General features: G+C 67.2%; 18 protein-coding genes. 13 read left to right on the top strand and 5 right to left on the bottom strand.

Going from position 1 to position 21460, the window contains the following annotated elements; all coding sequences use genetic code 11:
• Positions 1–128: 128 nt before the first annotated feature.
• The 6 genes from OCH7691_RS20180 to pdxR all read left to right on the top strand — a co-directional run bounded on the left by OCH7691_RS20180 (position 129) and on the right by pdxR (position 7643).
• Complete coding sequence (locus tag OCH7691_RS20180) at positions 129–2999, top strand: molybdopterin oxidoreductase family protein (protein ID WP_085885396.1); 2871 nt, start codon at positions 129–131, stop codon at positions 2997–2999.
• Complete coding sequence (locus OCH7691_RS20185) at positions 2996–3766, top strand: 4Fe-4S dicluster domain-containing protein (RefSeq protein WP_085885397.1); 771 nt, start codon at positions 2996–2998, stop codon at positions 3764–3766. The genes OCH7691_RS20180 and OCH7691_RS20185 overlap by 4 nt, the downstream gene beginning before the upstream one ends.
• A gap of 13 nt (positions 3767–3779) precedes the next feature.
• Positions 3780–4709, top strand: coding sequence for a dimethyl sulfoxide reductase anchor subunit family protein (locus OCH7691_RS20190; RefSeq protein ID WP_085885398.1), 930 nt, complete (start codon positions 3780–3782; stop codon positions 4707–4709).
• Between the two features lie 110 nt (positions 4710–4819).
• Positions 4820–5116: a YciI family protein gene (locus OCH7691_RS20195; protein WP_085885399.1), complete on the top strand. Its 297-nt coding sequence runs from the start codon at positions 4820–4822 to the stop codon at positions 5114–5116.
• Positions 5117–5125: 9 nt separating this feature from the next.
• Positions 5126–6067 carry a nucleoside hydrolase gene (locus OCH7691_RS20200; RefSeq protein WP_085885400.1) on the top strand — a complete coding sequence of 314 codons (942 nt, stop codon included), beginning with the start codon at positions 5126–5128 and terminating at the stop codon, positions 6065–6067.
• 91 nt (positions 6068–6158) lie between these two features.
• Positions 6159–7643, top strand: coding sequence for a MocR-like pyridoxine biosynthesis transcription factor PdxR (gene pdxR / locus OCH7691_RS20205; protein ID WP_085885401.1), 1485 nt, complete (start codon positions 6159–6161; stop codon positions 7641–7643).
• Here pdxR and OCH7691_RS20210 read toward each other — a convergent pair.
• From OCH7691_RS20210 to aptA, 3 genes are read right to left on the bottom strand one after another with little or no spacing between them, the layout of a single operon-like run.
• Entirely contained in the window at positions 7640–8818 is a 1179-nt protein-coding gene (locus OCH7691_RS20210) for an acetate/propionate family kinase (RefSeq protein WP_085885402.1), read from the bottom strand. The genes pdxR and OCH7691_RS20210 overlap by 4 nt on opposite strands.
• Positions 8811–10529, bottom strand: a complete 1719-nt coding sequence (xsc, locus tag OCH7691_RS20215) for a sulfoacetaldehyde acetyltransferase (protein ID WP_085885403.1) — start codon at positions 10527–10529, stop codon at positions 8811–8813. The genes OCH7691_RS20210 and xsc overlap by 8 nt, the downstream gene beginning before the upstream one ends.
• A 49-nt stretch (positions 10530–10578) precedes the next feature.
• The gene (gene aptA, locus OCH7691_RS20220) at positions 10579–11895 is read right to left on the bottom strand and encodes an omega-aminotransferase AptA (protein ID WP_217808170.1); all 1317 of its coding nucleotides are present in this window, start codon (positions 11893–11895) and stop codon (positions 10579–10581) included.
• Positions 11896–12277: 382 nt separating this feature from the next.
• Between aptA and OCH7691_RS20225 the strand changes: the two genes are divergently transcribed.
• The 6 genes from OCH7691_RS20225 (at position 12278) to OCH7691_RS20250 (ending at position 18242) form a co-directional block, all read left to right on the top strand.
• On the top strand, positions 12278–13873 hold the full coding sequence (locus OCH7691_RS20225; RefSeq protein WP_085885404.1) for an ABC transporter substrate-binding protein: 1596 nt from the start codon (positions 12278–12280) through the stop codon (positions 13871–13873).
• A gap of 88 nt (positions 13874–13961) precedes the next feature.
• Positions 13962–14945, top strand: coding sequence for an ABC transporter permease (locus OCH7691_RS20230; RefSeq protein WP_085885405.1), 984 nt, complete (start codon positions 13962–13964; stop codon positions 14943–14945).
• Positions 14942–15844, top strand: coding sequence for an ABC transporter permease (locus OCH7691_RS20235; RefSeq protein WP_176245182.1), 903 nt, complete (start codon positions 14942–14944; stop codon positions 15842–15844). The genes OCH7691_RS20230 and OCH7691_RS20235 overlap by 4 nt, the downstream gene beginning before the upstream one ends.
• A gap of 10 nt (positions 15845–15854) precedes the next feature.
• Positions 15855–16850, top strand: coding sequence for an ABC transporter ATP-binding protein (locus OCH7691_RS20240; RefSeq protein WP_085885406.1), 996 nt, complete (start codon positions 15855–15857; stop codon positions 16848–16850).
• Entirely contained in the window at positions 16847–17875 is a 1029-nt protein-coding gene (locus OCH7691_RS20245; protein WP_085885407.1) for an ABC transporter ATP-binding protein, read from the top strand. Before OCH7691_RS20240 ends, OCH7691_RS20245 begins: the two co-directional genes overlap by 4 nt.
• Positions 17876–17996: 121 nt before the next feature.
• Entirely contained in the window at positions 17997–18242 is a 246-nt protein-coding gene (locus OCH7691_RS20250) for a hypothetical protein (RefSeq protein WP_139839819.1), read from the top strand.
• A 10-nt stretch (positions 18243–18252) separates the two neighbouring features.
• Here OCH7691_RS20250 and OCH7691_RS20255 read toward each other — a convergent pair whose 3' ends face one another.
• Positions 18253–19500, bottom strand: coding sequence for an MFS transporter (locus OCH7691_RS20255; RefSeq protein WP_085885467.1), 1248 nt, complete (start codon positions 19498–19500; stop codon positions 18253–18255).
• A gap of 85 nt (positions 19501–19585) precedes the next feature.
• On the bottom strand, positions 19586–20470 hold the full coding sequence (locus tag OCH7691_RS23050) for a CbiX/SirB N-terminal domain-containing protein (protein WP_139839820.1): 885 nt from the start codon (positions 20468–20470) through the stop codon (positions 19586–19588).
• Here OCH7691_RS23050 and OCH7691_RS20270 point away from each other — a divergent pair.
• The gene (locus tag OCH7691_RS20270; RefSeq protein WP_176245184.1) at positions 20469–21458 is read left to right on the top strand and encodes a glycosyl transferase family protein; all 990 of its coding nucleotides are present in this window, start codon (positions 20469–20471) and stop codon (positions 21456–21458) included. The genes OCH7691_RS23050 and OCH7691_RS20270 overlap by 2 nt on opposite strands.
• Positions 21459–21460 lie beyond the last annotated feature (2 nt).

A 21460-nucleotide genomic window follows, 5' to 3' on the forward strand; every position in this document is an offset into this window, starting at 1 on the left:
GACTTTAGCCTTGAACAGTCGGAGTCGGCCTTGCCGGTCGGCCGTGAAGGCTGCGTGGTTTGCGAGGAAACAATGGTAATGAGTACAATTTCCGGCGCATCCGGAGGCGTGCCCTGCGGACGGACGGCATGAGCGGCACCAGCCGTGCGGCGCGGACGGCGACCGCCGCGCTCTCCGAGCCCCCCGCCGACGAGGTCAAGACCAGTACCTGCTACATGTGCGCCTGCCGCTGCGGCATCAAGGTGCATCTGAAGCAGGGCCGGATCCGCTACATCGAGGGCAACCGGGACCATCCGGTCAATCGCGGCGTGCTCTGCGGCAAGGGCGCGGCCGGGATCATGAAACAATATTCCCCGGCCCGGCTGAGCTCCCCGCTTCGTCGTGTCGGCGAGCGCGGCAGCGGCGAATTCGAGGCGATCGGCTGGGACGAGGCGCTCGAGATCGTTGCCTCTCGCCTCGCCCGGATCCGGGCGGAGGATCCGAGGAAGCTCGCCTTCTTCACCGGACGCGACCAGAGCCAGGCCCTCACCAGTTGGTGGGCACGCCAGTTCGGCACGCCGAACTATGCGGCCCATGGCGGCTTCTGTTCGGTCAACATGGCGGCGGCCGGGCTCTACACCCTCGGCGGTTCGTTCTGGGAATTCGGCGAGCCCGACTGGGAACACAGCCGCTATTTCATGATGTTCGGGGTCGCCGAGGACCATGCCTCGAACCCGATCAAGATCGGTCTCGGCAAGCTGAAGGGTCACGGCGCGAAGTTCGTGTCGGTCAACCCGGTGCGGACCGGTTACTCGGCGATCGCCGATGAATGGCTCGGTATCCGGCCGGGCAGCGACGGCCTGTTCGTGTTCGCGATCATTCACGAACTGCTGCGCTCCGACCGCGTCGATTTTGCCTTCCTCAGCCGCTACACCAACGCCCCGTGGCTGGTGATCGACGACCCCGGCGCCGCCGACCACGGCCTGTTCGCGCGCGGCGCCGACGGCGAACCGCTGGCCCGCGACGGCGAGAGCGGCGCACTGGTCGATGCGACGACGACGAATTTCAGCCCCTCGCTGGTCGGCGCCGCGACGCTCGCCGACGGCCGTCGCGCGGTTCCGGCGTTCGAACTGTTCGCCCGCCGTTATCTCGATCCGGCAAACGCGCCCGAGGCGGTCGCGGCGGAAACCGGGCTTCCCGCCGAGACGATCCGCCGCGTTGCCGGCGAAATCGCCGAGGCCGCCTTCGAGAGCGAAGTGGTGGTCGATGTGCCCTGGACCGACTGGACCGGGCGCCGCCACGAGACGATGATCGGCCGCCCGGTCAGCTTCCATGCCATGCGCGGGATCTCGGCCCATTCGAATGGCTTCCATACCTGCCGGGCGATCCACCTGCTGCAGATGCTGCTGGGCGCCGTCGACGCCCCGGGCAGCTTCCGCTACCGGCCGCCGTATCCGCAGTCTATTCCGCCGGCCCCGCCGCCCGCGGGGCACCGCGCCGACGTCCGGCCCGGCCAGCCGCTTCCCGGCATGCCGCTCGGCTTCATACGCGGCCCGGAGGACCTGCTGATCGACGAGACGGGCAAGCCCGAGCGCATCGACAAGGCATTCTCCTGGGACGCGCCGCTGGCCGCCCACGGCATGATGCACATGGTGATCGCCAATGCCCATGCGGGCGATCCCTATCCGATCGACACCTTGCTCATGTTCATGGCGAACATGAGCTGGAACTCGGCGATGAACGCCGCCGCGACAATGGAGAAGCTGACCGATCGCGACCCGGAGACCGGCGAATACCGGATCCCGTTCGTCGTCTACAGCGACGCCTTCAATTCCGAGATGGTCGCCTACGCCGACATCGTGCTGCCCGATACCACCTATCTGGAACGCCACGACTGCATCTCGCTGCTCGACCGGCCGATCTCGGATGCCGACGGGGCCGCGGATGGCATCCGCCAGCCGATCGTCACGCCAGACCGGGATGTCCGGCCGTTCCAGGACGTGCTGCTCGATCTTGGTGCGAGGCTCGGTCTGCCCGGGCTGGTCGACGAGGCCGGCGCGCCGCTCTATCCAGGGGGGTTGCCCGACTACATGACGCGCCACGAACGCCGGCCAGGCGTCGGCATGCTGTCCGGCTGGCGCGGCGCCGATGGCAAGGCCGAAGGACGCGGCGCGGTCAATCCGGACCAGCTCGACCGCTACAAGGAGAATGGCTGCTTCTGGCGCCAGGAACTGACGCCGGAGAAGCGCTACTTCCGCTTCGCCAACCGCGACTACCTCGACCATGCGGAGGGCATGGGCTGGCGCGATGTCGCAACCCCGATCACGCTTGAGCTCTATTCCGAAACCCTGCAGAAATTCCGCCTTGCCGCGGAAGGCCATGGTCCGCACCAGCCGCCGGACGACATGCGGGAACGGATCGCGGCCCATTTCGACCCGCTGCCGATCTGGCATCAGCAACTTTCCGACGCCCGGCTCGGCAAGGGCGACTACCCCTTCCATGCGATCACCCAGCGGCCGATGGTCATGTATCATGCCTGGGACTCACAGAATGCCTGGCAGCGCCAGATTCTCGGCCGCAACCGGATCTATCTCCATCGCGGCCTGGGCGAGCGTCTCGGCATCGCCGACGACGACTGGATCTGGCTGACCAGCGCCCATGGGCGAGTCCGGGCCCAGGCGCGGCTGATGGACGGCGTCAACCCGGACACGGTCTGGACGTGGAACGCGATCGGCAAGCGTCGCGGGACCTGGGGCCTGTCTCCCGATGCGCCGGAGTCGCGTGAGGGCTTCCTGCTGAACCACCTGATCAGTGAATTCCTGCCCGGCACGCCGGACGCGAAAGACGCCAATATCGATCCGGTCACCGGGCAGGCCGCCTGGTACGACCTCAAGGTCCGGATCGAGAAAGCGACGCCGGAAGAGGCGGGCACGAGCTGGCCGCAATTCGAAATCCTGCCGGGGCCGCGCGGCGAGCATCGTGCCGTGCACCCGTCCGCGGGCCGGAGGGGCCGGGCATGACCACGCTGCCGAAAAGCACCGGGCGCAAGCTCGGGCTCGTCATCGATCTCGATATCTGCGTCGGCTGCCATGCCTGCGCGGTCGCCTGCAAGGAGTGGAACGACGGCGGCTCGGGCGGCCCGCTCAGCGATCTCGCCGCCTATGGCGCCGATCCGACCGGCGTCTGGTTCAACCGCATCCATTCCTACGAGGTGGATGGCGCAGGCAGTGGTGGCTGCGGTGGCGGGAGCAGCGGACAGACGGTCTATTTCCCGAAGTCCTGCATGCATTGCGAAACCGCCGAATGCGTCACCGTGTGCCCGACCGGCGCCTCCTACAAGCGGGAGGAGGACGGCATCGTGCTTGTCGACGCGGAAACCTGCATCGGCTGCAAGCTCTGTTCCTGGGCCTGTCCCTACGGTGCCCGGGAATACGACCAGGTCGACCGGGTGATGAAGAAATGCACGCTCTGCGTCGACCGGATCTACAACGATGCGCTGCCGGAGATCGAACGGGTGCCGGCATGCGTCTCCACCTGTCCGGTCGGTGCACGCCATTTCGGCGACCTCGGCGATCCGGATTCCGCCGTTTCCGCCCTGGTCGAGGACCGCAAGGGCTATGGCCTGATGCCGGAAGCCGGCTACGGCCCGGTCAACCGCTACCTGCCGCCTCGCGCACGCCGCGACCGGGAGCAGGCGGCCGCCGTCACCTTGCCGGCCGACCTCTGCGACGATCTTTCCCCTGACAATCGACTGCTGAAATGGGTCGATCGTCTGTTCTCCCGCTAACTTCCGGTTCGCCGTGCATCCCGCATATTCCGTCATCTTCTTCACTGTCGCGTCCGGCGCCGGGCTCGGCCTTCAGGTATTGCTCGCCGCGCTCCTGCTCGCCGGGCATGTCTCGCCCGTCTCGCCGGTCATCCTGACCGGATTGGGGCTTGCCTTCGTCTTGATCAGCGGCGGTCTGCTTTCCTCGACCTTCCATCTCGGTCATCCGGAACGCGCCTGGCGCGCGCTCAGCCAGTGGCGGAGCTCGTGGCTGTCGCGCGAAGGCGTGCTGGCGATCGTCGCGGTCGGGTCGCTCGCCCTGCTGATCGGTTCGGCCTTCATCGCCCCGCTGGAGGCACTTCGGCCGCTCGGTATCTGGGGCTCGCTGCTGCTGCCGTTGCCGACGATCGCCGCGACGGCGATGATCTATGCCAGCCTGAAGCCGATCCCGGCCTGGCGGAACGGCTGGGTCGTGCCGTCCTACCTGGTGCTGGCGCTGATGAGCGGGGCGCTCTGGCTCGGCGCGATCACCGCGCCGTTCTCCGGCATCCTGCCGGGCCAGGTCGTCTTTGCGCTGGTCTCGCTGGTCGCAGGCGCGGTGGTCAAGCTCGGTTACTGGCGACGTGTCGACCGGCCGGAAGCGGCGATGCGCGCGACCGGGCTGGGGCCTGCCGGGACGGTGCGGCCGTTCGACCCGCCGCATACCCAACCGAACTACCTGCAGCGGGAAATGGGTTACCGGATCGCCCGGAAGCATGCGGGCAAGTTGCGCCGCGTCGCCTTCGTCGCGGCCTTCGTCGTGCCGCTCGCCCTGACGCTCCTGTCGATCGTGCTGCCGCACTGGCCGGCGGCCGGGGCGGCGATGCTTGCCGCGGCGATCGCCACATTCGGCCTGATCGTCGAACGCTGGCTGTTTTTCGCCGAGGCGAGGCATGTCGTCATGCAGTATTACGAGGGCGAATAGCGGCGTGATATCTGCGCTGCCCGGCAAGGCGCTTTGCGGTCCGGGAGGAGTCGACCCGGCCGGTGAAACGACTATGCTGTGTCGCTCGATTCCCGACGCGGAGACCGCTCATGCCCTATATCATCATCACCCGGGACAAGGCCGACAGCCTGGCGCTGCGGACCAAGGTCCGGGACGTCCATCTCGCCTATCTCGACAAGCACAAGGCGAAGCTGCTCGCGGCCGGCGCGCTGACCGCCGATAACGGCACCGGCGGCGAGGGCGGCGTCATCATCTATGACACCGAGGACCGGGCCGAGGCAGAGGCCTTCATCGCCGGCGACCCGTTCACCGAGGCCGAATTGTTCGAGTCGGTGACGGTCAAGCGCTGGCGCAAGGCGTTCTTCAACGGCGAACGTCTGGTCTAGGAGGCTCGCATGGCGCCCCGCCCGATCATCATCGACTGCGATCCCGGCCAGGACGACGCGGTCGCCCTCGCCCTTGCCATGGCGAGCCCGGACGAGCTCGAGATACTCGGGGTGACCGCGGTCGCCGGCAACGTGCCGCTTCGGCTGACCGAGCGGAATGCCCGGATCATGTGCGAACTGTGCGGCCGCACCGACGTCGCGGTCTATGCCGGTGCCGACCGGCCAATGGTGCGCGATCTCGTGACGGCGGAGGAAGTCCACGGCGAGACCGGGCTGAACGGCATCGAGATCTACGAGCCCGTCCATCCGTTGCAGCCCAAGCATGCGGTCGATTTCATCATCGAGACGCTGGCCGCCGCCGCCGACGACGGCGTCACCCTGGTCCCGACCGGGCCGCTCACCAATATCGCACTGGCGATCCGGCGGGCGCCCTCGATTCTGCCGAAGATCCGCGAGATCGTGCTGATGGGCGGGGCCATGCGGGAGGGCGGCAATTCGACGCCGTCGGCCGAATTCAACATCCTCGTCGATCCCCACGCCGCCCACATCGTGTTCCGTTGCGGCCGGCCGATCGTCGCCATGGGCCTCGACGTCACCCACCAGGTGATGACCACGGCTGTCCGCGTCGCGGCGATCGAGGAGGCCGGCGGCAAGGCGGCCAGGGCAATCGTCGACCTCCTGCGCTATTACGAGCGTCACGACGAGGCGAAGTACGGATCCGACGGCGGCCCGCTGCACGACCCGTGCACGATCGCCTATCTGCTCCGGCCGGAATTGTTCAGCCTCAAGCATGTCCATGTCGCGGTCGAGACGGCCAGCGAACTGACGATGGGCCATACGGCGGTCGATTTCTGGCGGGTGACCGGAAAGCCGCTGAACGCGCACTGGGCCCATCATGTCGATGCCGACGGCTTCTTCGCCCTGCTGACCGAGCGGCTGGCGAGGCTCTGACGCGGAAGCGGCCGGTCGCCGTGCCGGGACGCCGTTCCGGCCTGCGCAGCCGGTGGCATTTTGCGCGCAACTGTACGAAACTCCCGATGACATGCGGGACATCATATTCCACTTGAAGCACGCAACCCGGGGCACCCTGCAGGCACAACTCCGCGAGCAGCTTCTCGATGCGATCCTGAACCGGCAACTGATGCCCGGGCAGCCGCTGCCGTCATCGCGACGGCTGGCCCGGCAGCTCGGTGTCGCCCGCAATACCGTCATGCTGACCTACCAGTCGCTGGTCGAACAGGGCTTCGTTGTCAGCCGCGAGCGGAGCGGTTTCTTCGTCAACGAGGCGCTGAAGCTCGACCATGCTTCGCCGCCGATAGGCATGGGGCAGGGCGGGACGCCGTCCGGTCCGCCGGTCGACTGGGAAGGCCGCTATACCCGCCATCCGTCGGCGCAGGTCAACATCAGCAAGCCGGTGGACTGGCAGAACTGCCCCTATCCGTTCATCTATGGCCAGATCGACCCGCAATTCTTCCCGCTGTCCGCCTGGCGGGACTGTTCGCGACGGGCACTCGCCAAGCTCGCCGTCAACCAATGGTCGACCGACCAGTTCCAGACCGACGACCCGCTGCTGATCGAGCAGATCCGCACCCGTGTCCTGCTGCGCCGCGGCGTGCGCGCCCGTGATGACGAGATCCTGATCACCATGGGGGCCCAGAATGCCCTCTGGCTCGTCTCCAGCCTGCTGTTTTCCGAGGCCAGCACAATCGGCCTGGAAGAGCCGGGCTATGTCGACGCCCGGAACATCTTCGCGCTGCGGACAGGTCGTCTCCGGCCGCTGCCGATCGACAGCGCCGGGTTGATCGTCGATGACGGTCTGAAGGGCTGCGACTATGTCTATGTCACGCCGAGCCACCAGTCGCCGAGCACGGTGACGATGCCGTTCGAGCGCCGCCTGGCGCTTCTCGAGCGGGCCTCGGCCGACGATTTCATCCTGATCGAGGACGATTACGAGGGCGAGATCAACTTCGTCGGCGAGCCGACACCGGCGCTGAAGTCGCTCGATTCCTCCGGGCGGGTTCTCTATGTCGGCAGCTTCTCGAAGAATCTCGCGCCGGGCCTCCGGCTCGGCTTCCTGGTCGCGCCGCCGGCGCTGATCCGGGAACTGCGCTATCTCCGCCGCCTGATGTTCCGTCATCCGCCGGCCAACAACCAGCGCTGCGCCGGGCTGTTCCTGGCCGACGGTCATTACGACAGCCTGATCCACCGGCTGCGGCGGGTCTACCGGGAACGCTGGGAGGTAATGGGCGCGGCGCTCGAACGCCACATGCCCGACACGGTGCGGGCGAAGAGCGTCGGAGGCAGCAGCTTCTGGGTGCGCGGGCCGGAGGGGCTGGATGGCGAGAGCCTGGCCCGGCTGGCGCTCGAACGCGGCATCGTCATCGAGCCCGGAAGGATCTTCTTCCAGGTGCCGAACCCGCCGAGAAACTATTTCCGGCTTGGTTTCTCGTCGATTCCGACCGACCGGATCGAGCCCGGGATCCGCCTGCTCGCCGAACTCGTGCATGCGCACAGCGCGGCCGCCTAGAGGTTCAGCAGGGTCCTTGCATGGCCGACGATCACGCCTTCCTCGTCGGTCGGGACTACCCAGGCGGATATCGCGCTCGCCGGGCGGCTGATCCGGGGCCCATGGCGGTCGTTCGCGGCGCGATCGAGGTCGAGCCCGAGCCACCCCAGATGCGCGGCGATCGCCGCCCGGGCCGGGACGGCGTGCTCACCGATCCCGCCGGTGAAGACGAGCGCGTCGAGGCCGCCAAGAGCGACGGCGAGCGAGCCCGCGGCGCGGGCAACATGGCAGGCGTGGTACGCGACCGCGAAGGCGGCGCGCGGATCGTCGCTGGCGAGCAGCGCACGCATGTCCGAGCTGATCCCGCTCAGGCCCAGCAGGCCCGATCGGCGGTAGAGCAATTCGGTGAGCCCGGCGGCGTCCATCTCCTCGCGCTGCAACAAATGCAGCAGCACGCCCGGATCGATTGCGCCCGGGCGTGTCCCCATCGGGATCCCGTCGAGGGTGGAGAAGCCCATCGTGGTCGCCACCGATCTGCCGGCGCGGATCGCGCAGAGGCTGGCACCATTCCCGAGATGGGCAACGATCAGCCTTTCGGGCAACGTGGCGCCGTCGCCGGTGCTTGCCATCACGCCGGGCAGGTCGCGGACGATCGCCTCGAAGCTCAGGCCGTGGAAGCCGTAGCGCCGGATGCCACGCTCGGCGAACTCGGCCGGCAGTGCGAAGCGGCTCGCGACATCCGGTTGACCGGCGTGGAAGGCGGTGTCGAAGCAGGCAACCTGCGGCAGCGCCGGGTGGGCGGCCGCGAGTGCCCGGATCGCCGCGACGTTGTGCGGCAGGTGCAGGGGGGCAAGGGGGATCAGTGCCTCCAGCGCCGACAGGATGCCGGGGTCGACCCGGACCGGCGCCCAGAAGTCCGGGCCGCCATGAACGACCCGGTGGCCGGCGGCAACCGGCCGGATCCCGGGAAAGCGGCTGCCGATCCAGTCGAGCACATGGGCGATGGCGCCGACGTGATCGCGCGCCGCCGGCGCGGGCTGTTTCTCGCCTTCGTGAATGAAGAGCGCCGAAGGGCCGATTTCCTCGACCATGGCGCGGACGAGAGAACGCCGGGGCGTGGCGGGCGCCGCCACCTCGTAAAGCGAGAACTTGAGGCTCGACGACCCGGCGTTGACGACCAGGATGCCGTCAGGCAACCGTGAAGGCCTTGTACTTGTCGAGCATCCGGACCGGCTTCTTGAGGGCATCGCGGCGGAACGGATCGCCGAGTTCCTGGGTTGCCATGATCTCCAGCACCGTCGGCCGGCCGCTTGCCACCGCCTCGCGCAGTGCGTCGCCGATCTGGTCGGGTCGGTCGACCCGCAGGCCGTTGCCGCCCATCGCCTCGGCGATCCCGGCGAAACTCGGGTTGGCGAGATTCGTGCCGACGAAGCGGTCGGCGTAGAAGTCGATCTGGTTCTTCTTCTCCGCGCCCCACTGGCCGTTGTTGAAGACGACCGCGACGGCCGGGATGTCCTCGCGGACGCAGGTCAGGATCTCCGCGAGACTCATGCCCCAGGCGCCGTCGCCGACATAGGCGATCGCGGGCCGGTCCGGCGCGGCGACCTTGGCGCCCATCGCCGTCGGGAAAGCATAGCCGCAATTGCCGAAGCTCATCGCCGCGAAGAAGCTGTTCGGCTGCTCGAAGCGGAGATAGGAATTCGAGACCGAACAGATATTGCCGATATCGGTCGTCACCATGGCGTTGGCCGGCATCGCGCGTTCGAGTTCGCGGAGGATCCGGCGCGGCGGGACCGGGCTGCCGTCGCCCTGGCCCCAGCTGTCGAGTTCGGCCTCCCAGTCGCGCTTTTCCTTCTCGACGATGTCGAGGCGCGCCTCGCGGTTGTCATGGGCGGCGATCCTGCGGTTGCCAGTCTGCAGACGCTCGCGGATCGCGGCTGCGGCGAGGCGGGCGTCGCCGTTGACGGCGACGCTCACATCCTTGACCAGTCCGAGCACGCGATGATCGGCATCGACCTGCACGACCCTGGCATTCTTCGGCCAGTAGTCCAGGCCGTGCTGCGGCAGGGTGCCGAACGGGCCAAGGCGGGTGCCGAGTGCGAGCACCACGTCGGCCTGCGCGATCACCTTCATCGCCGCCTTCGAGCCCTGGTAGCCGAGTGGCCCGCACATCAGCGGGTGGCTCGCCGGAAAGGCGTCGTTGTGCAGATAGCTGGTGACCACGGGTGCGCCGAGATGTTCGGCCAGTGCTATCGCCTCCCGCTGGCCGTCGGCCATGACCACCCCGCCGCCGGCGACGATGACCGGGAAGCGCGCCGTCGCCAGCATGTCCGCCGCGGCGTCGAGGCTCCGCGGGCCGCCGGCGCCGCGTTCGACCTCCAGCGGCGGTTTCACCTCCCAGTCGACCTCGCCGTAGAAATGGTCGCGCGGGATGTTGATCTGCGTCGGGCCGCGCTCGGCCTTGGCCATGTAGAAGGCGCGGTGGGTCAGTTCGGCCAGGCGCTGCGGGCCGGTGACATGGGCCTGGTACCTGGTGATCTTGGAAAAGATCGGGATCTGGTCGGTTTCCTGGAAGCCGCCGAGGCCCATGCCCGTGCTGCCGGTTTCAGGGGTGATCGCGACGACCGGGGAATGGGCCCAGTAGGCGGCGGCGATCGCCGTCACGAAGTTGGTGATCCCCGGTCCGTTCTGGGCGATGCAGACACCATGCCGGCCCGAGGCGCGGCTGTAGCCGTCGGCCATGTGGGCGGCATTCTGTTCGTGGGCGACCGAAATGAAGCGGATGCCGGCCGGCTCGAAGATGTCGAGCGCGTCCATGTAGGCGGAGCCGACGATGCCGAACATGTCCGTCACGCCTTCCGCGACAAGCTGTTCCACGAAGGCTTCGGAAGCAGTCATTCGGGTCATGGTAACTCTCCTCGATTGGAAACAGGCGGTCGCAGCCGGGCGCGCGGCGTCAGATCGTTCCGAGGACGTCGCGCAGGGTTTCGAACAGCCGGTCTACATCGTCGCGCGCCATCACGAAGGCGGGTGCCAGGATCAGCGTGTCGGCGGTGACCCGGGTCACGAGGCCGGCCGCGAAGAGCCGCTTCAGGGTCTCGTAGCCGCGCGTGCCCGGGCCCTCGCCCTGCGCGAGATCGATGCCGCCGAGCAGGCCGAGGCCGCGGATGTCCCTGACCACGGGCAAGTCGGCCAGCGCGAACAGCTGTTCCTGGAAATAGGGGGCAAGCGCCGCGCCCTGGGCGAACGTGCCCTCGCTTTCGTAAAGTGCGAGCGTGGCGTTGCCGGCCGCGCAGGCGGCGGGATGGGCGGAATAGGTATAGCCGTGGAAAAGCTCGATCGTGCCGGCCGGCGCGCTGTTCACGATGGTGTCGTGGATCTCGTTCCGGAAGACCGCGGCGCCCATCGGGATCGCGCCGTTGGTGAGCGCCTTGGCCATCGTCATGATGTCCGGCGTCACACCGAAGGCCTGGGCGCCGAAGGCCGGGCCGAGCCGCCCGAATCCGGTGATAACCTCGTCGAAGATCAGGAGGATGCCGTGACGGTCGCAGATCGCGCGCAGCCGCTCCAGATAGCCCTTCGGCGGCACCAGCACGCCGGTCGAACCGGCGACCGGCTCGACGATGCAGGCGGCGATGGAGGTCGCGCCATGGAGGTCGACGAAGCGCTGCAGGTCGTCGGCCAGATCGGCGCCGTGGGCGCCCTGGCCCGGGGTCATGCGATTGGCGTCGAGATGGGTATGGCGGAGGTGGCTGACGACGGGCAGGGCGCTGCCGAACGCTTCCCGGTTCTTGACCATGCCGCCGACCGAGATGCCGCCGAAGTTGACCCCGTGGTAGCCGCGTTCCCGCCCGATGAAGCGCTGACGTTGCGGCTCGCCGTTGGCGCGGTGATAGGCGAGCGCGATCTTCATCGCGGTCTCGACCGATTCCGAGCCGGAGTTGGTGAAGAAGACATGGTCGAGCCCGTTTGGCGTGAGCGCGGCGACGCGGCGGGCGAGCTCGAAGGCGCCGGGCGTGCCATACTGGAAGGGCGGCGCGAAATCGAGCGTCGCGAGCTGGGTCGCGACCGCCTCGGTGATTTCCCTGCGGCCATGCCCGAGCGGAACGCAGAACAGGCCGGAGCAGGCGTCCAGCAGGCGGTCGCCGCGGTGATTCCAGAAGCTGACGCCCTCGGCCCGGACCAGCAGTCGCGGGTCCTGCCTGAAGTCGCGATTGGCCGTAAACGGCATCCAGTAGTTATCCAGCGAATTCGGGCTGACTTGTACGGTCATGTCGAAGGTCCGATCGTTGCCATGCGAACGGCCGTGCGCCCGGGGGCCTCGGCTTGTATAAGAGACTAGTGGGGTGGCGCGGCCGGTCAGTAGGACCAGAGCGCGGTGATTGCCTGCGCCAGAGGTGCGCGGATGGGACCAGAGGGCCGGTTCCGGGCCACTGGACCAACCCGAACATGCAATCTGGCCCTATAATGCGCCCGAGCGGGACCGCTAACCTTCGGGTAAGGGAGCACTTGAAGCGTGCTGTGGAGAGACGGCGATACCCGGCATCGGACTGTCGGGGAAATCGCCGCGGAAGGCCCGCACGCTGGACGTTCGACCAACCGTCGGTGGAATACGTGCCGGCGCAGCGTGAACAAGCATCAGGGAGACGACGGATATGACATTCGGCAGAAAATTGCTATCCGCGACGGCACTCGCCATGGTCTTCGCCGGCGCAACGGCGATCGGCGGCCCGGCGCCCGCACAGGCCGAGGCGAAGGCGGGAGGGACGCTCGTGATCGGCTCGACGCAGAAACCACGGCATCTCAATCCGGCGGTTCAGTCAGGCATCGCGACCGCCGTGCCCGGAACGCAGCTCTTCGCGACCCCTCTGCGGTTCGACGCGAACTGGAAACCGCAGCCCTATCTGGCCGAAAAATGGGAGGTCTCGGACAACGGCCTCGACATCACCCTGCACCTGCGCAAGAACGCCACGTTCCATGACGGCAAGCCGGTGACGTCGGAGGACCTTGCCTTCTCGCTGGAGACTGTGAAGGCGAACCATCCGTTCAAGACGATGTTTGCCCCGGTCACCAGCGTCGAGACGCCGGACGCGCATACCGCGATCATTCACCTGGCCCATCCGCACCCGGCGATCCTGCTGGCGATGTCGTCGGCCCTGCTTCCGGTCATTCCCAAGCATGTTTACGGCGACGGGCAGGACCTGAAGACCCACCCGGCCAATTCCGCACCGGTCGGCTCGGGCCCGTTCAGGTTCGTCGAGTTCAATCCCGGCGAGAACGTGATCCTCGAGAAGAATCCGGACTATTTCATCGAGGGGCGGCCCTACCTCGATAAGATCATCATCAAGAACTACAAGGACACCACCAGCCTGACGCTCGCCATGGACAAGGGCGAGATCGACATGTACCCGTTCCTGGAGGGCGCCCGGAACATCAACCGGCTGAAGGAAAACAAGGATCTCACGGTAACCTCGGACGGCTACGCCGCGGTCGGGCCGATCAACTGGCTCGCCTTCAACACGAAACGTGAGATCCTTGCCAAGAAGGAAGTCCGTCAGGCGATCGCCTACGCGGTCGACCGCAACTTCATCACCAAGGCCTTGCATGCCGGCGCCTCGACGATCGCCACCGGCCCCATCACGCCGGCGAGCCCGTTCTATACGGTCGACGTCGCGAAATACGATCTGGACCTCGACAAGTCGAAGGCGATGCTCGACGCGGCCGGATATCCCGAGAAGGATGGCGCGCGCTTCTCGCTGACCATCGACTACATTCCCGGCGGTGACGAACAGCAGAAGAATGTCGCCGAATATATCGCGTCGCAGCTCAAGAAAATCGGCATCGACCTGCAGGTCCGCGCCGCGCCCGACTTCCCGACCTGGGCCAAGCGGGTCAGCAGCCATGATTTCGACCTGACCATGGACATCGTGTTCAACTGGGGCGATCCGGTAATCGGCGTTCACCGTACCTACCTGAGCACCAACATCATCGAGGGCGTGATCTGGTCGAACACCCAGAGCTACGCCAATTCGGAAGTCGACAAGCTGCTCGACGCGGCCGCCAAGGAGCCGGACGAGGCCAAGCGCAAGGCCGACTACGTAGCGTTCCAGAAGATCGTCGCCGACGACCTGCCGATCTACTGGCTCAACCTGCTGCCCTATCACACCGCCTACAGCAATCGCGTCGGCAATCCGCCGCTGACGATCTGGGGCACCATGGCGCCCATGGACGAGGTCTATCTGAATAACTGACGGTGACGACGGTTTCGTGCGTTACAAAGGGCCGAGGGGAGCCCCGTTGCTCCCCCCGCGTCCTGCCTCGGACGCCTGAGGGTCGGTCATGAAGATTGCCGCCATCATTGCCCAGCGCCTGTTCTACGCGGCGATCCTGATCCTTGCCGTCCTGGTGCTGAATTTCCTGCTGCTGCACCTGGCGCCCGGCGACCCGGCCGAGGTCATCGCCGGCGAGATGGGCGGCGCGACGCAGGAAATGATGGCCGAGATCCGCGCCGCCTACGGCCTTGACCAGCCGCTGCATGTGCAACTCGGGATCTATCTCGGCCGGGCGCTGCAGGGCGATCTCGGACAATCCTTCTTCTACAATGCCCCGGTCGTGGGGCTCATTCTCGGCCGGCTCGGCGCGACGATCCTGCTGGTCGTGACCTCGCTTACCTTTGCCGTGGTCATCGGCACGCTGCTCGGCGTGCTCGCGGCGCGAAAGCCGACCGGGCTGTTCTCGAATGTGATTACCGTGCTGTCGCTTGTCGGATATTCGGCACCGGTCTTCTGGACCGGGATCATCCTGGTGATCGTCTTCGCCTGGGTCTTTCCGATCTTTCCGATTTCCGGGATGAGCGACATCCGGCTCGCCGGCGGCGGGATCGAGCATGTGCTGGATGTTGCCCATCACCTGGTGCTGCCGGCCTTCACGCTCGGCGTCATCTACCTGGCACAATACAGCCGGCTGTCGCGCGCCAGCATGCTGGAAGTGCTCGGCGCCGACTATATCCGCACCGCCCGCGCCAAGGGCCTTTCCGAGTCCGTCGTCGTCGGCAAGCACGCGCTGCGGAACGCCATCCTGCCGATCGTCACGATCGCTGGACTGCAGTTCGGCGGCCTGATCTCGGGCGCGGTGCTGGTCGAGACCGTGTTCAGCTGGCCGGGCCTCGGCACGCTGGCGCTCGATGCCATTCTTGGCCGCGATTATCCGACCATTCTCGGGATCCTGTTCTTTTCGGCGGTCATCGTGATCGTCGCCAATCTGCTGACCGATCTCTGTTACCGCCTGGTCGACCCGCGCATCCGCTCCGGAGGGCACAAATGACCGGTACCGAACAGGTCGCGGCCCCGGAAGAGCCGGGCGCCGCGCCGCTCAAGGTCGAGAGCCCGATCCGCGAAGCCTGGCGGATGTTCCTCCGCAACGGCTCGGCGATCGCCGGGCTGGTGCTGCTGATCGGCGTCATCCTGGTGACCTTCATCGGGCCGCAGGTCTACCCGGTCGATCCCTTCGAGATCGTCTGGGCGCCGCTGACGCCGCCGGGCGTCGACGCGTCGATCCCCTTCGGCACCGACTATCTCGGCCGCGACGTGCTGGCCGGGATCATCCATGGCGGTCGGGCAACGCTCGCGGTCGGGGCTTCGGCGGCGATCCTGACGGTCCTGATCGGCATCGTCGTCGGCGCGCTCGCCGGCTTCTATGGCGGCTTTGTCGACGAGATCCTGATGCGGCTCACCGAATTCTTCCAGGTCCTGCCGCCGCTGCTCTTCGCGATGGTGCTGGTGGCGCTGTTCACGCCGACGCTGACGACGGTGGCGGTTGCCATCGGCGTGGTCAGCTGGACGCAGACGGCGCGGCTTACCCGGGCCGAGTTCCTGAAGCTCAAGCAGCTTGAATATGTGACTGCGGCGCGCGCCATCGGTTCGCGCAATGGCCGCATCATCTGGCGCGTCATCCTGCCGAACGCGCTGCCGCCGCTGATCGTGTCGGCGACCCTGATCATCGGTGTCGCGATCCTCTTCGAGGCGGGCCTGAGCTTCCTCGGGCTGAGCGATCCGAATGTCATGAGCTGGGGCCTGATGATCGGCTCGAGCCGGTCTTACATCATCGATTCATGGTGGGCGGTGACGCTGCCCGGCGCGGCGATCTTCATCACCGTCCTTTCGGTCAGCCTGATCGGCGACGGGCTGAACGACGCGCTCAATCCGAAACTGCGCGAACGGTGAGGTGAGGGCGATGAGCGAACCGGTCCTCGAGGTCGACAACCTGTCGGTGACCTTCCGAACGCGGAACGGGCTGGCTCAGGTCCTGGACCATGTCAGCTTCTCGCTCGGGCAGGGCGAGACGCTCGGTATCGTTGGCGAATCCGGCTGCGGCAAGTCGATGACCGCGCTTTCGATCATGGGCCTCGTGCCGACCCCGCCCGGCCGGATCGCCGGCGGTGCGGTCCGCCTGCGCGGCGAGGACCTGCTGTCGGCCGGCGAGAGGCGCATGCGCTCGATCCGCGGCAACGAGATCTCGATGATCTTCCAGGAGCCGATGACCTCGCTGAACCCGGTCTTCACCGTGGGTGAACAGATCGCCGAAACCGTTCGCCTGCACGAGGGCCTGTCCCAGCGCGATGCGCTGGCCCGGGCGGTCGAGACGCTGAAGGCGGTCGGCATCCCGGCGCCGGAGAAGCGGGTCTCGGAATATCCGCATCAGCTTTCCGGCGGCATGCGCCAGCGGGTCATGATCGCGATGGCGCTGGCCTGCAATCCGTCGGTGCTGATCGCCGACGAGCCGACCACGGCGCTCGATGTCACCGTGCAGGCGCAGATCTTCGATCTCCTGCGGGAACTGCAGGACCGCACCAACGCCGCGATCGTGCTGATCACCCACGATATGGGGGCGATCGCGGAGACCGCCGACAAGGTCGTCGTGATGTATGCCGGCCGGATCATCGAAAGCGGGACGGTTGGCGAGATCCTCGCTGACCCGCGCCACCCCTATACCCAGGGGCTGATCGCCTGCGTCCCGCATTTTCTCGCCAACCCGCCGGTCGAGCGTCCGCCGCTGGTTGAGATTCCGGGCCTGGTGCCGCCGCTCAGCGATCTCGGCACTGGCTGCGCCTTCGCGCCGCGCTGCCGCCACGTGATGCCGCGCTGCCGGGGCGAGCGACCGCCGCTGATGGCGGCCGAACCGGGCCATGAGGCGGCCTGCTGGCTGCTCGACGAGGCGGTGCCGGCATGAGTGCGGCGCCTGAGACGGGGTCGAAGCAGGATTTCCTTCGGGTCGAGGATCTGAAGGTGCATTTCCGCCTGAACCGCAGGCTGTTTGCCGAGCAGCGGCTGGTCCATGCCGTCGACGGGGTCAGCTTCTCGATCCGGCGCGGCACGACCTTCGGGCTGGTCGGCGAATCCGGTTCCGGCAAATCGACGACTGCCTTCGCCATCATGCGCCTGGTCAAGCTGACCGGCGGACGGATCGACCTCGACGGCATCGACCTCGGCGGCCTGGAAGGCAAGGCGCTCCGCGAGATGCGCCGGCGCTTCCAGATCATCTTCCAGGATCCCTATTCCTCGCTCAATCCGCGCATGCGGGCCGGCGCGATCGTGCGCGAGCCAATGGACCTGATGGCGATCGGGAATCCGGAGGAACGCGACGGCAAGGTGGCCGAGATATTCCGCCGGGTCGGCCTTCGGCCGGAACAGCAGGCCTTGTTCCCGCACCAGTTTTCCGGCGGCCAGCGCCAGCGCATCGGCGTCGCCCGGGCGCTCTCGACCGAACCGGACCTGATCGTCTGCGACGAGCCGGTCTCGGCCCTCGACGTCGCCATCCAGGCGCAGATCCTGAACCTGTTGCGCAACCTGCAGCGCGAGCTCGGCCTCACCTATCTGTTCATCAGCCACGATCTCGGTGTCGTGCAATATGTCTGCGACGAGGTCGCGGTGATGTATCTCGGGCGTATCGTCGAGCAGGGCGACCGCATCTCGCTGTTCGGCAAGCCGCTGCATCCCTATACGTGGGCGCTGCTGTCGGCCGTGCCCTCGACCGATCCGGCGCTGCATTCCAAGGGGCGGCGGATCCGTCTCGTGGGCGATCCGCCGAGCCCGATCGACCCGCCGGCCGGCTGCCGGTTCGTCGCCCGCTGTCCCTTCGCGGTCGAACGCTGTCACGCCGAGAGCCCGCGATTGCGGACGATACATCCCGGACACAGCGTTGCCTGCCATCTGGTCGATGACGACGGCAACGCACCCCATCATCGCCTCGATTGAGCGCCACGCGCCGCCAGCCGAATATTAAGATTTCGGAAAGTATTTGGTCGCAAGCTCGAAGGGCCACAAATGGCCGCTTCCGGCATCGCCTGCCGGACCCGGCCGGACGATGGAGCGGCCGATGTACGAACATCTCTACGAGGCGCTGCATTTCATCGTTGCCCTGTTCGTTGGTTCGGCGGATCAGGATGCTGCCCTCGATATCGAACGCAGTGTCGCACAGCACTGCACCCTCACGGCCCATTGCAGCGGCAAGATCGGGCGCTTCGAGGGCGAGGTGCTGGTGTTCAGCGAATGGAGCGATTCCGGCGCCGGGCTGCCACCGGAATCGGACCCCTGCTTCTGCGTGATCCGCTCCGGTCAGTGACGCCGGTGGCCTAGGCCGTCACCGCGCGCCGGCCGAGACTGCGCCACAGCAGGGTGCCGATGATGCCGATATTCAGCAGATTCCAGGCGATCCCGTTCAGGAACGCCGCCTCGTACGATCCTGTCAGGTCGTAGATCCAGCCGGACATCCAGCCGCCAAGGGCCATGCCGAAGACCGTCGCCATGATGACCAGGCCGACACGCTGCCCGGCTTCGCGGGCCGGCAGATACTCCCGCACGATGATCGCATAGCCCGGCACGATGCCGCCCTGGCTGAGCCCGAAGATCAGCGAGACGACATAGAGCGAGGTCAGGCCGTCGAACGGCAGATAGAGGAAAAGCGCGATGCACTGGAGTGCCGAGCCGAGCAGGATGGTCCGGATACCGCCGATATAGTCGGCGAGAAAGCCAGACGCGAGACGGCTGACGATGCCGCCGGCAAGCATCAGCGACAGCATCTCGGCGCCCCGGGTGACCCCGTAGCCGAGATCGGCGCAATAGGCGACCGTATGGACCTGGGGCATTGCCATCGCCGTGCAGCAGGCGACGCCGGCAACGGCCAGCAGCAGCTGCAGGGTGCGCGGCGAGAGGCCGAGCGAGCCGTAACGCGGCACGATCGGTGGCGGCAGGCCGTCGGTCGACGGCATCGGTGCGTCGTCCTGCGGGCGCTGGCGTCGCAGCAGGAGGGTGAGCGGCAGGATCACGGCGAAGCAGACGATGCCGACGGTGATATAGGCGGAACGCCAGCCCTCGGACTCGGCGAGGCCGCGTATGATCGTCGGCCAGATCGCACCGGCGATGTAATTGCCGCTCGCCGCGGCGCCAACCGCGATGCCGCGGCGAATTTCGAACCAGTGCGAGACATCGGCGATCAGCGGCCCGAAGCTCGCGGCGGACCCGATCCCGATCAGCAGGCACTGAATCAACGCGAACTGCCAGATCCCTGTCGTCTGCGAGGCGAGAATGAAGCCGAGGCCAAGCGAGGTCCCCGAAGCAAGCATCGGCAGCAACATGCCGAGCCGGTCGACATAGCGGCCGACGATGACGCCGCCGAACGCGAAGCCGATCATGGTCATCGTGTAGGGCAGCGAGGCGCCGGCGCGGTCGACGCCGAATTCGGCCTGGATGTCGGGCAGGATGACGATGACCGCCCACATGCCGACGCTGCCCACGGTCGCGATCACCATCGAGACGGCCAGCCGCCACCAGGCATAGGCGCTGTCGATGTCGGCGCGGGTCCCGACGACACGCTGGCTCATGAAATTCACGGCAATGGCCTTCCAGGCTGACGATGCCCGCAGAGACTAGGCGAGCCTCTTCGTCAGAGCTATCGCCTGCGTTGTATCAGAGCTTTGCCCGGCGCGCAGGGGCGATCTGCGGTTCCTCGTCCGCGATCGACCGGACGAGGTCGGCAAGAGCCTCCACATTGCCGAGCATCGTCTGCATGGCCACGATGCGTGACGACAGGACTTCCCGATGGCGGGCGAGGACTTCCGGCAGGTCGACCGACGCATGCTGGCCGGCGCCCAGGAACAGCCCGAAGACCACGATCGGCGGGCCGTCGGGCCGGCAGGCGGCGAGCCACTCACCCAACCGGGGCGCTTCCTCCAGATAGGCCGTTTCGACGGTGCCGAAGCGTTGGAGCCGGCGCAGCCCCGAAGCGATCGCCTCGGCGCCGTCGCGGGACGCCGAGGGGCGGCTCGATCCGTGCCCGACGATCAGGATCGTAGCAGAGCCCGGGTCGAGGTCGCGTGATCGGCAAAGCGCGCCGATCTCGGCGGCGACCAGACCCGGCATGGCGGCATGGCAGCCGACCGGCCGGTGATAACGGATGCGGGGGTCGCTGGGGTCGGTGCCCATGAGGGACGGAATGCGCGTGCGGGTGAGAAATCCGTCGCTCATGAAAAGCGGAAAGATATCGACGGGCCCGTCGCCGAGCGACTCGAGAGACACCCTGATGCCAGGCTCGCCATGCAGCGCGGCGATGGCGACGCGGTCGTAGTCGCCGACCCCGCGCAAACGGTCGGCGATCGCCTCGGTCAATGCGATTGCCTCGGGCCGGTGGCTCGAACCATGCGCGATCAGCAGGGCGCGCCGCGGCTTCTCTCGGATCTCTTTTCGGGCTGGAGTCATGTCAGGAAGCGAGATAGGCGACAATGCCGCCAGGTCCAGAGCCTGTCGCAAAGAGCCGTCGTCTTCCGGCGATGCTGCTGCTACATCTTCGGGCATGAGCGATCATCCTTTTGCCGCCTATGTCCGTGCCCTCGGCCGCGGCCCGAAACTTTACCGGAATCTCGACCAGGAAGAGGCGTGCGAGGCGATGACGCTGCTGCTGGCGGGCGAGGCGACCCCGGAACAGGTCGGCGCCTTCCTGTTGCTGCTGCGACGGAACGGGGAGACGGCTGCGGAACTCGCCGGCATGGTCGAGGCGGCGCGAAGCCGCATGGCGCAGCCCGAGGGCCGCGTGAACGGGTTGCTCGACTGGCCGTCCTACGCCGACCGCCATCGCCAGCAGCCCTGGTTCCTGCTCGCCGCGAGGCTCGTCGCCGGAACCGGGCAGAAGGTCCTGGTACACGGCATCGCCGGGCACGAGGAAGGCCTTGCGCCGACACGGCCCGGTCTCGACATTCTGGGTATTCCGCGCGCCGTATCGCTGGCGGACGCGGCCGCCCGGCTTGCGGTCGAGGATATCGTCTATCTGGCACTCGAGGATTTCGCGCCCGAGATCGACCGGCTGTTCGACTATCGCCGACTGTTCGGCGTCCGGACGGCGGTGAATACCTTTGCCCGCGACCTCAACCCGCTGCGCGCGACGTACCAGGTTCAGGGAGTCTTCCATCCGCCGTATGTCTCGCTGCATCTGGGTATCGCGGAGCGGCTGGAGCAGCCGGTCGCGGCGATCTTCAAGGGTGTCGGCGGGGAGGTCCAGTGGAACGTTCCGAAGCCCTGCCGGGTAACGTTGCGCCGCGACGGCGCGGCTGAGGAAGTCACCTTCCCCGCGCTGGCGCCGGGCCGCGACCATGTCTGGCGCGAGGAGGATCTCGCGCCGTCACACCTGGCTGAACTCTGGCAGGGCACTCGGCGCATGCCGGTGCCGGAGGCTGCGGTGATCGGAACCGCGGCGATCGCGCTGCTGGCTTGTGGCAGGGCATCGACGGCGGAGGCCGCGATCGACGCGGCGAGTGCGCTCTGGGAAGGGCGCGACCGGCAGCCTTGACG

Origin of the sequence: Oceanibacterium hippocampi, from assembly GCF_900172325.1 — a bacterium.
Taxonomy (GTDB): domain Bacteria; phylum Pseudomonadota; class Alphaproteobacteria; order Sneathiellales; family Sneathiellaceae; genus Oceanibacterium; species Oceanibacterium hippocampi.